Genomic DNA, 14,017 nt, shown 5'->3' on the forward strand with positions numbered 1-14,017 from the left:
CCGGCAAACGTGTGATCTGCTCATGCGTGGCGTGGACCGTAATTCCAAGCGGACTTGTGGGGAGTCGCGTGGACACGAAAATCGAGGCGGAAGAACCGCCGGTTCTGTTACTGGTCGGATCCAGCGGCGGGCACCTGGCTCAACTGTTGGCCCTACGGCCCTGGTACGAGAGCCGGCGGCGCTGTTGGGTCACCTTCGACACACCGGAGGCGGTGTCGCTGCTCGCTGGTGAGGACCTGGTGCCGGCGCACCATCCGACCACCCGTAACGTGCCGAACCTGTTACGCAACGCGGTGCTCGCCTGGCGGGTGCTGCGCGAGCGGCGGGTGGAGGCGGTCGTCACCACGGGTGCCGGAGTGGCCGTGCCGTTCGTGGTGCTGGCCCGGCTGCGGCGCATCCCGACCATTTACATCGAGGTGTACGACCGGATCGACACCCCGACGCTGACCGCCCGACTGTGTCGTCCGTTCCTGTCCGCCATGCTCGTGCAGTGGGATGAGCAGCGGCGGCAGTACCCGGAGGCCACAGTCGTCGGGACGCTGTTGTGAGCGGGGAGGCGACGACCGGCACCGCCCGGCGTCCGCTGCCCCCCGAACCCCAGCCGAGCACCGACGCCGAGCACGGTCGCCTGCCGCGGCAACGTGACACGGCGTCGACCGACCAGCTGCGGGTGCTGGTCGCCGTCGGCACCGACAAGCATCCCTTCGGTCGGCTCGTCGACTGGTTGACGCAGTGGCACGCGGAGACTGCCGGACCGGTGGACCTGACCCTGCAACACGGGCACACCCGGGCGCCGGCGGTGCCCGGCGCGGTGTCGTTCCTCGACCACGCCGCCCTGCAGGAGGCGATGTCCCGCGCCGACCTGGTGGTCTGCCACGGCGGCCCGGCGACCATCCTGGAGGCCCGCCGGCACGGCCACCTGCCGATCGTGGTGCCCCGCGACCCGGAGCGCGGCGAGCACGTGGACGACCACCAGCAGCTCTTCGCCCGCCGGCTCGGCGCGGCCGGCGTGGTGGTGCTCTGCGAGACCCGGGAGCAGTTGTACGACGCGCTGGACGCCGGGCTGAACGACCCGTCCCGGTACGCGGTGGCGGCGGACCCGCAGGCGCACCGGGCGCAGGTCGCGGCGGTGGCCCGGGTAGGGGCGATCGTCGAGGAGTTGGTGGCCCGATCGGCGCGGCGCCCGCCGCGTCGGCGGGTGTGGGCGCGGCTCCGCCGCGGTGCGGAGGAGACCCGTTGACCCGGCAGCCGAGCGTCAGCGTCGTGGTGCCCACCCGGGACCGCCCGGAACTCCTGCGGGCCGCGGTGCGCGCGATTCTGACCCAGGAGTACGCCGGGCCGCTCGAGGTGGTGGTGGTCCATGACCAGTCGGTGCCCGACGAGTCCCTGGCCGAGTCGGATGACCCGGACCGCGTGGTCCGGGTCATCCGCAACACGCGTACACCGGGCCTGGCCGGGGCCCGCAACAGCGGCACCCTCGCCAGCGGTGGCGAGTTGATCGCCTTTTGCGACGACGACGACGAGTGGCTGCCCGGCAAACTGGCCGCGCAGGTGAGAGCGCTCGCCGCCGACCCGGACGCGGAGTTCGTCTGCTGCGGCATCCGGGTCAGCTACGACGGCACCACAGTCGACCGGGTGCTGGACAAGGACCGGATCACCCTCGACGACCTGCTGCGCGACCGGATGACCGAGCTGCACCCGTCCACGTTCCTGATCCGCGCCGGCGCGCTGCGCGACGGGTTCGGGCTGGTCGACGAGGAGATCCCCGGCAGCTACGCCGAGGACTACGAGTTCCTGCTGCGGGCCGCGCGCAGCGCGCCGCTGCTCAGCCTGCGTACCCCGTCGGTGCTGGTGCGGTGGCACAAGCGGTCCTACTTCGCGCAACGCTGGGACACCATCTCCGAGGCGTTGCAGTGGTTGCTGGAGCGCTACCCGGAGTTCGCCAGCCAGCCGGCCGGCGAGGCCCGGGTGACCGGGCAGATCGCGTTCGCACGGGCCGCCTCCGGTGACCGCCGGGGTGCGCTGCGCTGGGCCCGGCGGACGCTGCGGCGGAACCCCCGGGAGCCGCGCGCCTACCTCGCACTCGCGGTGGCCGGGCGGGTGGTCCGGGCCGACGCGGTGCTGCGCACGCTGCACAAGCGTGGCCGGGGCATCTGACCGAGCCCGGACGACGCACCGCATCCCCCAACGAGCCAACAGCTGATCAAAGGACAACCATTCATGGGACTTCACTCGCTCAGGTTCCGTCTCGTCGACTCGCCGACCTCGCTCGGCGCGAAACGGCGTGCGCGGCGCGCGGCCTGGCTGTCGGACACCTTCCCGGACCTGGCCGACATGACCGTCCTGGACCTGGGCGGTCGGGTGGACAGTTGGGCGCGCGTCCCCGTCCGGCCGGCCCACGTGCACGTGGTCAACCTGGAGCCGCTGCCCACGGAACTGCCCGAGTGGGCCGAGGCCGACCACGCCGACGCCTGCGAACTGCCCAAGAGCATCCTCAGCCGCAAGTACGACCTCGTCTTCAGCAACAGCGTCCTCGAACACGTCGGTGGCCACGAGCGCCGTCAGCGGATGGCCGACGCGGTCCGTGAGCTGGGGCGCGCGTACTGGGTGCAGACCCCGTACCGGTACTTCCCGGTCGAGCCACACTGGGTGGCCCCGGGGATGCAGTTCCTGCCGGTGTCGGCACGAGTGGTGATGGCGCGCCGGTGGCCGCTGGCGTACAACCCCGGCAAGTCGTACGAGGCGGCCATGAGGCAGGTCCTGACTACCGAACTGATTGGTCGCGCCGAACTCAAGTACCTGTTCCCTGACGCAACCATTCGTAATGAGCGTCTAGCGGGCCTGACGAAATCGATCATCGCGATTCGGAACCGCTGAGCGGATGGGCCTGCCCGACGGTATCGGGACGGGCAGCCCGGCTTGTCTTACCGTTCAGCAGGCGTTGTCGTCATTTCCGCCGGGGGAAGCTGCTACTTGCACGAGCAGTACGGCCGCGGGGCGAATGCGCCGATGTGTACAGTGTCCGCCTGCTCGACTACGTCGAAACGCACGGGTGCTGCACACCAGCCCGACGCTAACCAGTTTGAGAGTCGATCCTAGGAAAATCCTGCATGCGAGCCTCGTTGGTTCGTCCGGCGGCATGGCCGGAACGCGGAAGACGCTGCACTGAGGGTCAAATCCCTCCGTGCGCCGAGAGGGCATTGAAAGCCACCGCGTAGAGGGCGTAGACCGCTGCCTGATGGTCGAGGGCAGATGCTCTGGACAGTGGGTCGATCCAATTGGCGAATCGCATCCGGCGTAGGGGTGGAAGAAGGGCACTGCGCTTGCCCCTCTTCCACCCCGTTGGGACTATCGGTCCGATCTCCTAGATATCTGTGGGGCTACGATCAGTAACGTCGGAAGAGCCACCAGTCCGATGCCGGCCATGACGGCCAGCGCTCCCACCTGCCCTAGGCCAACGGCTCCGCTCAGATACCCGGCGGCGATGAAGAGTAATGCAAACAGGATCACCAGAACCCCGAATGCTTTTGCCGACGGCCGACGTCGCAACATTAGACCTCCTAATCGGAACCTAGTGCATATCCTACGCCGAAAAAGAACCCAAAGAACCCGAGGAAGATGCCGCCGAAGGCGCCGCCGGCCAGGCATCCGATACCGGCGGCGAGAGCGCCGATGGCGCAACCCACTCCGCCGCCTATGAGAACGCCGGCTCCACCAAACTTTCCTCCCACGTCGATTGCATCGAGGAAGGGATCCTCGTCATCCATGCCGGTGGGATCGATGTAGTTAATTGGGCTGTTGCCGGCATAAGCGTAGCGGTTGCCGTTGCGCGGGTTCCCAATGAAGCTCAGGTTGTCCTGCTGGGTGAAGCGGCCCTGGTCCGAGTTGTACCACCGCTGCCCGAACTTCGTGAACTTCGTCGCCGAGTCGTACGTGCCGCTGGCGTAGCGGATGAGGTTGGTCTGCCCCAGGCCCGTCTCGGACGCCGTGAGCGCGTTGCCGTACGGGTCATAGGTGTAGCTGGCCGAGGCGGAACCGTCCGCCTTCACCAGCGCGACGACAGAGCCGAGCCCGTCCAGGACGTACGCGTGATCGGTGGTGCCGATGCGCACGCCGAGCGGGGTACCGAGCCCGTCACGTTCCACGTAGACATTGGCGTTGGCGCCGTTCTTCCACGACTGCAGCCAGGGCATGCCGTGCTGGTCGTCGCGGCCGTACGTGAGGCTGATGCCGCCCGCCTGAGCCAACTCCACCTGATCGGTGCCGGCGTAGCCGTAGGTGGTGGTGCCGCTGGTGGTGGCGGTGGTCATCTGCTTGGCGGCGTTGTAGCCGATGCCGCTGACGGCCGGGACGCTGGTCTTCGTCTGGTTGCCCCGGGTGTCGTAGGTGTTGTTGGTGGTGGTGACCTGGTTGGCGCTGTTGTAGGCCAGGGTCTGGGTCGTGGTGCCGTCGACCTTGACCGTCTCGCGGTTGCCGTTCGTGTTGTACGTGTAGTCGTAGGTCTTGCCGTTGTGGTTGGCGGCCTTGGTGAGCCGGTCACCCTTGTCGTAGGTGTACTGGGTGATCTGCCCGTTGATCTCGTTCTTCTGCCACTGACGCAGCCCGGTGTCGTCGGCCTTTGCCGTCGAGCATGCCTGGCCGGAGACGTACTTCGCGTGGCAGTAGGTCACGTCGAAGACGGTCGCCGGGCTCGCCGAGTTGCGGGTGGCGGTGATGCGCAGCGGCCGGTCGGACTTGTCGTACGTGGTGGTGGTCTTCAGCGCCCAGGTGCTGTTGGTGGCGCTGGCGGCGAACCACGTGTTGGTGCGATTGCCGTCCTTGTCGTACTCGAAGTTGTAGCGGGTGCCTCCGGCGGTGTCCATGCGGACGAGCCAGTTGCGCGTGTTGTAGTAGTACTTCGTGGTGCCCCGGCCGTCGACCAGCTCGTCCAGGTTGCCCGCCGTGTCGTGCCGGTAGATCTGCTGCGGCCCGGTGGGCGGGTTGCGCTTGTGCAGCCGGTTGAGCTGGTCGTACTCGTAGGTGGTGGTGCCGGTGGCGTCGGTGCGGATGAGCAGGTTGCCGGAGCCGCCGTACTCGTAGGTGACCGCGGTCGTGGCGGCACAGCCGGAGTAGCTGGTCTTCATCAACCGGTCCTCGAGGCTGTACTCGTAGGTGGTGGTGCAGCCGCCGTTGACCTCGGTGCGCAGCCGGCCGTAACTGTCGTAGGTGAAGGTCTTCGCCGACAGGCTGTTGCCGGTGGGCGGGGTCAGCGTGGTGAGCTGCTTGTTCGAGTCGTACGAGTAGGTGGTGGCGTTGGTGCCGTTGCCCGGGTCGGTGGACGACTTGAGCGTGCCGTCGCTGTTGTAGTCGACCTTCGCCTCGGCGGCCAGGGCGTCCTTGCTGGACGTTTTGTTGCCGGCACCGTTGTAGGTGTACGTCGAACTGTTGCCCTGCGCGTTGATCGACGACGACGGCTGGAAGTTCGCGGTCGGGTTGGTCGACGTCGGCGTGTTGGCGTAGGCGGCCGATCCGCTGGCGCCGGTGGGGGCCTCCGATTTCGTCTGGGACTGACCACCGTTGGCGCCGTACGTGTTGGTGCTGGTGCCGCCCTCGGCCGAGACGCTTGTCGCGACGTCACTGAACGGTGTGTACGTCTTGCTGCGGCTGTTGCCCGCCGGGTCGGTGACCTTGGTGATCCGCTTCTCGGAGTTCACCGTGTAGGTGGTGTGCGGCACCGAGGTGACCGGCTGGGAGAGGTCCTGGCGCGGGTCCGCGACGTCGGTCACCGTCGAGCTGGTGTACGCCAGGCGCGTGGTCGCGCCCTGCATGGTGGCGTTGTCCGTCACCTGCGTGAACGACGTGACCCGGTGCTGACCGTCGTAGGTGATGGTGGCGAAGGTGTTGTCCTCCATCACGATCTTCGTCAGGTCACCGGCCGAGTTGTACTCGAACTGCACCTTGCGCCAGGTGGCGCTCTGGATGGTCTTCAGCCGGTTGGCGGAGTCGTACTCGTAGGACACGTCCCGCCAGTTGCCGTCGCTGCCGGTGTGCCGGTAACGGGTCAGTCGGTCGCCGGTGTAGGTGACCGCGGCCGACCGCACCGACCCGACGCCCCGGTTGGACGTCACTGTCGTCATCTTGCCGCTGCTGTAGGCGAAGTCCACGACGTTGCCGTTGCGGTCCTCGGTCTTGTCCAGCAGACCGTCGGAGGTGAAGAACAGCTCCTTGCCGCTGTCGTTCTCGGTGAGGATCCACCCGGTGCCGTTCTTGGCCAGCTTGGCCTTGAACTCGCCCGGCGAGGTGTAGGCGGAGCCGGAGGCGGTGAACTTTCCGACCACGCCGTCGGCCGCCGCGTAGGTCACCGAGCCGTCGTCGGCGGGGAACACCCGGACGTCGATGCCGGACCGGGTCCGCCACCCCGGCCCGTGGGCACCGTTGGCGATGCCGCTGCCGAGCAGGAGACTGTTGAACGAGGCGCCCAGCGTGACGTTCTCGGCGATGCCCGGCAGGGTCAGTTCGGTGCTGGTCAGCACCAGGTTGCCGGAGCCGACGTTGACCTTTGCCTGGAGGCGGTCGGTCAGCGAGAAGTCGAGGAAGGTGCCGTTGCGGACCGGGCCGGTGCCCTTCGGCACCGACGGCGCCGCCGCCGCGGCGGCCGGAGTGGCCCCCGCCTTGAACAACCACACGTTCGAGCCGGAGCGCGGCGACACCACCGGCGCGACTGCGGTCCGAGCCGACGTCGCGGCGGCCGGAGCCGCTTGCGTCGGCACTGCTACCAGCACTGACGAGGCGGTGACCGCCAACGCCACCCCCATACGTACCGCGGTAGATCTCACATACTCTCCCTATGGTCATTCGACGGGCAGGTCCCGCCGAACATCGAGCCGAGCCACACCTTCGTGAAACGCGCAGGTAGGTTCGCCGCCAGACCGGGGGCCGGGCGGGAATTGGGAGCGGACAAAGAGATGAGGGGCCGACGCGCGGGCACCCTCATGGACGGCGGGCAAGGTGGACGACCAAACTCCCCGTGCGGCCGCCGTTACTTGCTGTTGAACAACTTATTGGCATGGCTCAATAGAGACAAGAGCAGATCCACTTTGTTTGAAAAGAGCTTCGCGTCCGCAGGGCGGGACGCGGCGGGCGGTGCGGCGGGCCGGCCACCGGCCGTGACAGACTGATCGCTGTGTTGCGCTGGTTGACTGCAGGTGAATCGCATGGTCCCGCCCTCGTCGCGATGTTGGAGGGGGTGCCGGCCGGTATCGAGGTGACCACCACCGAGATCGCCGACGAGCTGGCCCGTCGACGGCTGGGCTACGGCCGGGGTGCCCGGATGGCGTTCGAGCGGGACGAGGTCGAGCTGCTCGGCGGCCTGCGACACGGCGTGACCCTGGGCAGCCCGGTGGCGATCCGGGTCGGCAACTCCGAGTGGCCGAAGTGGCAGACCGTGATGGCCGCCGACCCGGTCGACCCCGACGAGCTGGCCCGGCAGGCCCGCAACGCCCCGCTGACCCGACCCCGGCCGGGCCACGCGGACCTGGCCGGCATGCAGAAGTACGGCCACACCGACGCCCGGCCGATCCTGGAACGCGCCAGCGCACGGGAGACCGCAGCCCGGGTGGCCGTCGGCACGGTCGCCAAGGCGCTGATCCGTCAGGCGCTCGGCATCGAGATCGTCTCGCACGTCGTCGAGCTGGGCCCGGTGGCCGCGAAGCCCGGGCTGCGTCCCACTCCGTCCGACACGGCCCGGATCGACGCCGACCCGCTGCGCTGCCTCGACCCGGAGGCCAGCGCCCTGATGGTCGCCGAGGTCGATGCCGCGAAGAAGGCCGCCGACACCCTCGGCGGTGTGGTCGAGGTGCTGGCGTACGGGGTGCCACCGGGGTTGGGCAGCCACGTGCAGTGGGACCGCAAGCTCGACGCCCGGCTGGCCACCGCGCTGATGTCCATTCAGGCGATCAAGGGCGTGGAGATCGGCGACGGCTGGCAGCAGGCCCGGTCCCGCGGCTCGGAGGCGCACGACGAGATCATCCCGTCGGCCACCGGCGTCCGCCGGGTCACCGACCGGGCCGGCGGGCTGGAGGGTGGCATCACCACCGGCGAGCCGCTACGGGTCCGCGCCGCGATGAAGCCGATCTCCTCGCTGAACCGGGCGCTGGCCACCGTGGACGTCACCACCGGTGAGCCGGCCACCGCGATCAACCAGCGCTCCGACGTCTGCGCGGTGCCCGCCGCGGCGGTGGTCGCCGAGGCGATGGTGGCGCTGGTGCTGGCCGAGGCGGCCACCGAGAAGTTCGGCGGAGACTCGATCGCCGAGATCCGCCGCAACCTGGCCGGGTACCTCGACGCGCTGGTCATCCGCTGATGGCACCGGTCGTCGTGCTGGTCGGCGCGCCCGGCTGCGGCAAGACCACCGTCGGGCGGGCGCTCGCCGCCACCCTCGGAGTGGAGTTCCGCGACACCGACACCGACATCGAGCAGATGGCCGGGAAGCCGATCCCGGAGATCTTCATCGACGAGGGTGAGGCGCACTTCCGTACCTTGGAACGGGCCGCCGTGGCTGCGGCGCTTGCCGGCGGCACGGGCGTGCTCGCCCTGGGCGGCGGCGCGGTGCTGGCCGAGGAGACCCGGGCGGCCCTGATCGGGCACCGGGTGGTGCACCTCTCGGTCGAGCTGCCCGACGCGGTGCGGCGGGTCGGGCTCGGCGCCGGCCGGCCGCTGCTGGCGATCAACCCACGGGCCACCCTCAAGCACCTGATGGACCAGCGCCGGCCGCTCTACGCCGAGGTGGCCACCGAGACGGTGGTCACCGACGGCCGGGCCCCGGCGCAGGTCGTCGCCGAGATCGCCGCCCTGCTCCCGCGCTGACGTCGCCCCGCCCCGCCGATCTTGCAGTCGCTGCCTCGACGTAGGGGGCATTCCCCGCATCTCGGCAACCGGAAACTGCAAGATCGGCGCAGCGGGGTGGTCCTCAGCTGCGGGCGATCAGGTCGAGGACGTCGGCCAGAGCCTTCGGCTCGCTGAGCATCGGCCAGTGCCCGGTGGGCAGCTCATGCAGCGGGCCGTCGGCCAGGCCGGTGAAGAACGGATGCTCCTCCCGGATCATCTGCTGCACCACGCTGAGCGGGAAGGTGCTGGCGACCAGCGCGGTCGGCACCGGGCGCCCACCGGTGCGTCGGACCGGGTCGGTGGCGGCCCGCAGCGGCTGCGGGGTGGCCCGGGTGCGCAGCAGCGCGAGCGTCGGTTCGTCCAGGCCGGCCAGGTTGGTCGGGTCGGCGGCCGGGTCCCAGGCCGGCGGCGGCAGCAGGTGCCCATTGCCGATCGCGGCCCGCAGCCGCTGCTGCTCCTCCGGCGGCACCGTGTCGAACTGCGCAGTGCCGTCCGGCAACGGCCCACTCTCCACATAGACGATCCGGGCGATCCGGTCCGGGACGCGGTCCGCCGCCTGGGCGGCCGGCATCCCCGCGCCGGAGTGCCCGACCAGCAGTACGTCGCGCAGGTCCTCGACCTCGATCAGCCGGACGATGTCGGTGGTGTGCGTGTCCAGGCTGACCTCCGGCCCGGCGAGGTGGTCGCGTTCGGCCACCCCGGTCAGCGTCATCGGATAGACCTCGTGCCCCTGCGACCGCAGCGCGACGGTCACGTCCCGCCACGCCCAGGCACCCAGCCAGAATCCCGGCACCAGCACGAATGTCGCCATCTGTGGCTCCTTCTCTCGGTTACCGACAGACCGTACGATCGATTCCGGACAGGATCCGCCCGGTTTGAAGGAGTGGCCCGTGTCACATCCCGCGGGACGGGTGCTGGCCCTGCTCGAACTGCTGCAGACCCGGCACCGTTCGACGGCCGCCGAACTCGCCGGCCACCTCGGCGTGGACGAGCGCACCGTGCGCCGGTACGCGACCACGCTGGTCGAGCTGGGCATCCCCGTCACCGCCGACCGGGGCCGCTACGGCGGCTACCGGCTGCACTCCGGTTACAAGCTGCCTCCGCTGATGCTCACCGACGACGAGGCGGTGGCCGTGCTGCTCGGCCTCGTCGTCGCCGAACGGGTCGGGCTCGCCACCGAGCAGCCCGCCACCGCCACCGCGCTGGCGAAGATCCGCCGGGTGCTGCCGGCGACGCTCGGCGACCGGCTCGCCGCCGTCCAGGAGCACCTGGGGTTCACCCTGCGTCGCCCGGAGCCGGAGCGCGGACCGGCGTCGGGCACCCTGCTCGCGCTGGCCTCGGCCACCCGACACCGGCAGCGGGTGGCGCTGGGCTACCGCTCCTGGCGGGGCGAGCAGTCACACCGCGAGCTCGACCCGTACGGGCTGGTCTTCCACGCCGGCCGTTGGTATGTCACCGGCCACGACCACCGGCGCGGGGAGATCCGCACCTTCCGACTGGACCGGATCGGCGCGGTGACGCCCGGCGTGGCGACGTTCACCGTGCCGGACGGCTTCGAGGCGGTGGCGTGGGTGACCCGGTCGCTGGCCGGCGTGCCGTACACGCACGAGGTGGAGGTCGTGCTGGAGACCGACCTGGTCGCCGCCCGCCGCCGCATCCCCCCGAGCGTGGCCGAGTTGACCGCCACCACCGACGGGGTGCTGCTGCGGGCCCGAGCGGAGAGCCTGCCGGGTATGGCGGCGCTGCTCGCCGGGCTGGGCTGTCCGTTCACCGTGCGGCACCCGGACGCGCTGCGCGCCGCGGTGGCCGAACACGCCCGCCGGTTGGCGGACTGGGCCGCTCGGCCAGCAGGTGGACAGCCGCCCTCGCCGCGCCGCCCGCTGGACTAGGCTGCCGGCGATGGACGAGGTGACCCGGATTCCGGTCGGCGGCGAGCGGCCGTACGACGTCTTGGTGGGACGTGACCTGCTGGGCGCGCTGCCTGGCCTGCTGCCCGGCGCGACCCGGGTGGCGGTGCTGCACGCGCCTCCGCTCAAGTCCCTCGCGGACGCGCTCGGTGAGCGCCTGCGCGCCGCCGGCGTCGAGCCACTGCCGATCGAGGTGCCCGACGCCGAGTCGGGCAAGCACATCGAGGTGGCCGCCGCCTGCTGGGACCGGCTCGGAGCGGCCGGCTTCACCCGTACCGACGCGGTGGTCGGGGTGGGCGGCGGCGCGGTTACCGACCTGGCCGGCTTCGTCGCGGCCTGCTGGTTGCGGGGAGTGCGCTGGGTGCCGGTGGCGACCTCGCTGCTGGGCATGGTCGACGCCGCGGTGGGCGGCAAGACGGGCATCAACACGGCCGCCGGCAAGAACCTGGTGGGCGCGTTCCACCCGCCGGTCGGGGTGTTGGCCGACCTGGCCACTCTGGACAGCCTGCCGGCGGTCGACCTGGCGGCCGGATTGGCCGAGGTCGTCAAGTGCGGTTTCATCGCCGACCCGACGATCCTGGACCTCATCGAGAATGATCCGGAGGCCGCCACCGACCCCCGGGGGCCGGTGAGCCGGGAGCTGATCGAACGGGCCATCCGGGTCAAGGCCGACGTGGTCGCCGGCGACCTGCGCGAGTCGGGCCTGCGGGAGGTGCTCAACTACGGTCACACCCTGGCCCACGCCATCGAGCAGAACGAGGGCTACCGCTGGCGGCACGGCCACGCCGTCGCCGTCGGTCTGGTGTACGCGGCCACGCTGGCCCGGCTCGCCGGCCGGCTGGACGCTCCGACCGCCGACCGGCACCGGGTCACGTTGAGCGCGCTGGGCCTGCCGGTGAGCTACCCGGTCGACGCCTGGCCGCAGCTGTTGGCCGCGATGCGGGTGGACAAGAAGGCCCGGGGCATTCGGCTGCGCTTCGTGGTGCTCGACGGGTTGGCCCGCCCGGCGATGTTGGAGGGCCCGGACGACGGGTTGCTGGAGGCCGCCTATCGGGAGGTGGCGAGCCCGTGAAGGTCTACGTGTTGAACGGGCCGAACCTGGGCCGGCTGGGCACCCGCGAGCCCGACGTGTACGGCGCGACCACCTACGCCGACCTGGTGGCGGTCTGCGAGCACACCGGCAAGCAGTTGGGGTTGGACGTGACGGTCCGGCAGACCGACGCCGAGCACGAACTGCTCGGTTGGCTGTACACCGCCGCTGACGAGGCTGCCGCCGTGGTGCTCAACCCGGCTGCCTGGTCGCACTACTCGTACGCGGTGCGGGACGCCTGCGCCATGCTGCGGGGGCCGCTGGTGGAGGTGCACATCACCAACATCCACACCCGTGAGGAGTTCCGCCACCACTCGGTGGTCTCGGCGGTGGCGACCGGAGTGATCTGCGGTCTGGGCATCGACGGCTATCGTCTCGCTCTGCACCATCTGGCCACCCGTTGAGGGCCCGTCGATAGGGCGCTCCGAACGGGGGGCCGTCCGATTCGACGCAGCTTGTAGACTTGCCAGGTCTGTCCGCCAATTGATGATCAAGGCAGGAAATGGCCTCCACCAACGACCTCAAAAACGGCCTGGTACTCAACCTGGACGGCGAGCTCTGGGCCGTCGTCGAGTTCCAGCACGTCAAGCCCGGTAAGGGTGGTGCCTTCGTGCGCACCACGCTGAAGAACGTGCTGTCCGGGAAGGTGGTCGACAAGACCTTCAACGCGGGCACCAAGGTCGAAACCGCGACCGTTGACAAGCGCACGATGCAGTACCTGTACGCCGACGGCGAGGACTTCGTCTTCATGGATCTGGAGACCTTCGACCAGATCACCGTGCCCGGTGGCACCGTCGGTGAGGCAGCCAACTACCTGCTGCCCGAGGCGGAGGCGACCGTCGCCCAGCACGAGGGTGTTCCGCTCTACATCGAGCTGCCCACCAGCGTCGTGCTGGAGGTCACCTACACCGAGCCGGGCCTGCAGGGCGACCGTTCGACCGGCGGCACCAAGCCGGCGACCGTGGAGACCGGCGCCACGGTGCCGGTTCCGCTGTTCATCACCACCGGCGAGAAGATCAAGGTCGACACCCGCGACGGCCGTTACCTCGGCCGCGCCTGATGGCTGAGGGTTCCAAGCAGCAGATGCCGGCGCGCCGCAAGGCGCGCAAGCGGGCGCTGGATGTCCTCTACGAGGCCGACCTGCGGGACAAGCCTCCGGTGGAGGTGCTCGCCGGCTACGTGCAGCGGATCGAGCAGCCCCGACCGGAGCATCTCGGCTACGCGGTGGGCCTGGTCGAGGGGGTTGCCGAGCATCTCAACCGGATCGACGAGCTGATCGCCAGCTACGCCGAGGGTTGGACGCTGGAGCGGATGCCGGTCGTCGACCGTAATCTCGCCCGGATCGCCGTCTACGAGTTGCTCTACGTCGATGAGATCGACGACGCGGTGGCGATCAGCGAGGCGGTGGAGTTGGCCCGGCAGATGTCGACCGACGATTCGCCGCGCTTCCTCAACGGGGTGCTCGGCCGGATCGCCGAGTACGCCACCCGCTGAGCGTCCGCACCGAACACCGCAATCCGAAAGGGCCCGTGCCGACTGGCACGGGCCCTTTCGGTGAAGCGGCAGATCAGGTGGAGCGGCAGATCAGGAGGCGAAGAACGCCCGGGGGTCGGCCACCAGCACGCCGTGCTCGGTGAGCCGCTCGATCAGCCCCGACGGTGAGGCGTCGTAGACGATCGCGAGCGCCCGCAGGTCGTCGGCGCGGATGGAGAGCACCCGGCCGTTGTAGTCGCCGCGCTGCTGCTGGATGGCGCGGGCGTAGCGGGCGACGTAGGCCAGGTCCTCGGAGGCCTCGTCGTAGAGCCGCTCCAGGTCCAGGACAATCTTGCTGGTGGGCTCGTGACGGACGCCACTGCCGTCAGGCAGCAACTCCGAGACGGGTACGCGGTAGAACTCGGCCAACTCGGCCAGACGGGACACCGTCACGGCCCGGTCGCCACGCTCGTACGAGCCGACCACCACGGCCTTCCACCGCCCGTTCGACTTCTCCTCCACACCCTGCAGGGAGAGACCCTGCTGCTGGCGGATGGAGCGCAGGCGGGCGCCCAGAGACTTGGCGTATTCAGAGGGCATTCGGACACTCCCAGTGCTGCTCGGGGTTCTCCCGTCGATCGCTACGGAGCGTGACGGTACGGGGAATGCGACACGTGGTCAA

14 protein-coding genes are annotated in these 14,017 nt (G+C 69.9%); 11 read left to right on the forward strand and 3 right to left on the reverse strand.

What is annotated here, in order from left to right; genetic code table 11:
* The first annotated feature begins 68 nt into the window (after nt 1-68).
* The 4 genes from ACQRWP_RS06125 to ACQRWP_RS06140 all read left to right on the forward strand — a co-directional run bounded on the left by ACQRWP_RS06125 (nt 69) and on the right by ACQRWP_RS06140 (nt 2,877).
* Nucleotides 69-548: a UDP-N-acetylglucosamine--LPS N-acetylglucosamine transferase gene (locus ACQRWP_RS06125; RefSeq protein ID WP_210820301.1), complete on the forward strand. Its 480-nt coding sequence runs from the start codon at nt 69-71 to the stop codon at nt 546-548.
* A gap of 35 nt (nt 549-583) precedes the next feature.
* On the forward strand, nt 584-1,240 hold the full coding sequence (locus tag ACQRWP_RS06130; RefSeq protein WP_430503139.1) for a glycosyltransferase: 657 nt from the start codon (nt 584-586) through the stop codon (nt 1,238-1,240).
* A complete protein-coding gene (locus tag ACQRWP_RS06135) occupies nt 1,237-2,157 on the forward strand; it encodes a glycosyltransferase (protein ID WP_430501193.1) in 921 nt (306 codons plus the stop codon). Before ACQRWP_RS06130 ends, ACQRWP_RS06135 begins: the two co-directional genes overlap by 4 nt.
* Before the next feature lie 63 nt (nt 2,158-2,220).
* Nucleotides 2,221-2,877, forward strand: a complete 657-nt coding sequence (locus ACQRWP_RS06140; protein WP_430501194.1) for a class I SAM-dependent methyltransferase — start codon at nt 2,221-2,223, stop codon at nt 2,875-2,877.
* A gap of 683 nt (nt 2,878-3,560) precedes the next feature.
* On the opposite strand, the gene ACQRWP_RS06145 is transcribed toward ACQRWP_RS06140, so the two are convergent.
* Nucleotides 3,561-6,815 carry an RHS repeat-associated core domain-containing protein gene (locus ACQRWP_RS06145; RefSeq protein ID WP_430501195.1) on the reverse strand — a complete coding sequence of 1,085 codons (3,255 nt, stop codon included), beginning with the start codon at nt 6,813-6,815 and terminating at the stop codon, nt 3,561-3,563.
* Between the two features lie 347 nt (nt 6,816-7,162).
* On the opposite strand from ACQRWP_RS06145, the gene aroC reads away from it, so the two are divergent.
* Together aroC and ACQRWP_RS06155 are read left to right on the forward strand one after the other, a co-directional pair.
* Nucleotides 7,163-8,341, forward strand: coding sequence for a chorismate synthase (gene aroC / locus ACQRWP_RS06150; protein ID WP_430501196.1), 1,179 nt, complete (start codon nt 7,163-7,165; stop codon nt 8,339-8,341).
* The gene (locus ACQRWP_RS06155) at nt 8,341-8,844 is read left to right on the forward strand and encodes a shikimate kinase (RefSeq protein ID WP_203122141.1); all 504 of its coding nucleotides are present in this window, start codon (nt 8,341-8,343) and stop codon (nt 8,842-8,844) included. The genes aroC and ACQRWP_RS06155 overlap by 1 nt, the downstream gene beginning before the upstream one ends.
* A 103-nt stretch (nt 8,845-8,947) precedes the next feature.
* On the opposite strand, the gene ACQRWP_RS06160 is transcribed toward ACQRWP_RS06155, so the two are convergent.
* The gene (locus ACQRWP_RS06160) at nt 8,948-9,676 is read right to left on the reverse strand and encodes an alpha/beta fold hydrolase (RefSeq protein ID WP_430501197.1); all 729 of its coding nucleotides are present in this window, start codon (nt 9,674-9,676) and stop codon (nt 8,948-8,950) included.
* A 79-nt stretch (nt 9,677-9,755) separates the two neighbouring features.
* Between ACQRWP_RS06160 and ACQRWP_RS06165 the strand changes: the two genes are divergently transcribed.
* The 5 genes from ACQRWP_RS06165 to nusB all read left to right on the forward strand — a co-directional run bounded on the left by ACQRWP_RS06165 (nt 9,756) and on the right by nusB (nt 13,356).
* Complete coding sequence (locus ACQRWP_RS06165; protein WP_430501198.1) at nt 9,756-10,754, forward strand: helix-turn-helix transcriptional regulator; 999 nt, start codon at nt 9,756-9,758, stop codon at nt 10,752-10,754.
* Nucleotides 10,755-10,764: 10 nt separating this feature from the next.
* Entirely contained in the window at nt 10,765-11,844 is a 1,080-nt protein-coding gene (gene aroB, locus ACQRWP_RS06170; RefSeq protein WP_430501199.1) for a 3-dehydroquinate synthase, read from the forward strand.
* Nucleotides 11,841-12,266: a type II 3-dehydroquinate dehydratase gene (aroQ, locus tag ACQRWP_RS06175; RefSeq protein ID WP_430501200.1), complete on the forward strand. Its 426-nt coding sequence runs from the start codon at nt 11,841-11,843 to the stop codon at nt 12,264-12,266. Before aroB ends, aroQ begins: the two co-directional genes overlap by 4 nt.
* A gap of 98 nt (nt 12,267-12,364) precedes the next feature.
* Nucleotides 12,365-12,922, forward strand: coding sequence for an elongation factor P (gene efp / locus ACQRWP_RS06180; protein ID WP_007458344.1), 558 nt, complete (start codon nt 12,365-12,367; stop codon nt 12,920-12,922).
* A gap of 23 nt (nt 12,923-12,945) precedes the next feature.
* On the forward strand, nt 12,946-13,356 hold the full coding sequence (nusB, locus tag ACQRWP_RS06185) for a transcription antitermination factor NusB (RefSeq protein ID WP_184188983.1): 411 nt from the start codon (nt 12,946-12,948) through the stop codon (nt 13,354-13,356).
* Nucleotides 13,357-13,446: 90 nt separating this feature from the next.
* Here the strand turns inward: nusB and ACQRWP_RS06190 are convergent, their stop codons facing one another.
* Entirely contained in the window at nt 13,447-13,935 is a 489-nt protein-coding gene (locus ACQRWP_RS06190) for a transcriptional regulator BldD (RefSeq protein ID WP_007458348.1), read from the reverse strand.
* Nucleotides 13,936-14,017 lie beyond the last annotated feature (82 nt).

It is taken from the genome of Micromonospora trifolii (assembly GCF_050516465.1).
GTDB lineage: Bacteria > Actinomycetota > Actinomycetes > Mycobacteriales > Micromonosporaceae > Micromonospora > Micromonospora trifolii.

What these genes read in the sequence shown, in the direction of transcription:
- aroB (WP_430501199.1), top strand. Translation starts at nt 10,765, where the DNA reads ATGGACGAGGTGACCCGGATTCCGGTCGGCGGCGAGCGGCCGTACGAC.
- ACQRWP_RS06190 (WP_007458348.1), bottom strand. Translation starts at nt 13,935, where the DNA reads ATGCCCTCTGAATACGCCAAGTCTCTGGGCGCCCGCCTGCGCTCCATC.
- ACQRWP_RS06155 (WP_203122141.1), top strand. Translation starts at nt 8,341, where the DNA reads ATGGCACCGGTCGTCGTGCTGGTCGGCGCGCCCGGCTGCGGCAAGACC.
- efp (WP_007458344.1), top strand. Translation starts at nt 12,365, where the DNA reads ATGGCCTCCACCAACGACCTCAAAAACGGCCTGGTACTCAACCTGGAC.
- nusB (WP_184188983.1), top strand. Translation starts at nt 12,946, where the DNA reads ATGCCGGCGCGCCGCAAGGCGCGCAAGCGGGCGCTGGATGTCCTCTAC.
- ACQRWP_RS06140 (WP_430501194.1), top strand. Translation starts at nt 2,221, where the DNA reads ATGGGACTTCACTCGCTCAGGTTCCGTCTCGTCGACTCGCCGACCTCG.
- ACQRWP_RS06160 (WP_430501197.1), bottom strand. Translation starts at nt 9,676, where the DNA reads ATGGCGACATTCGTGCTGGTGCCGGGATTCTGGCTGGGTGCCTGGGCG.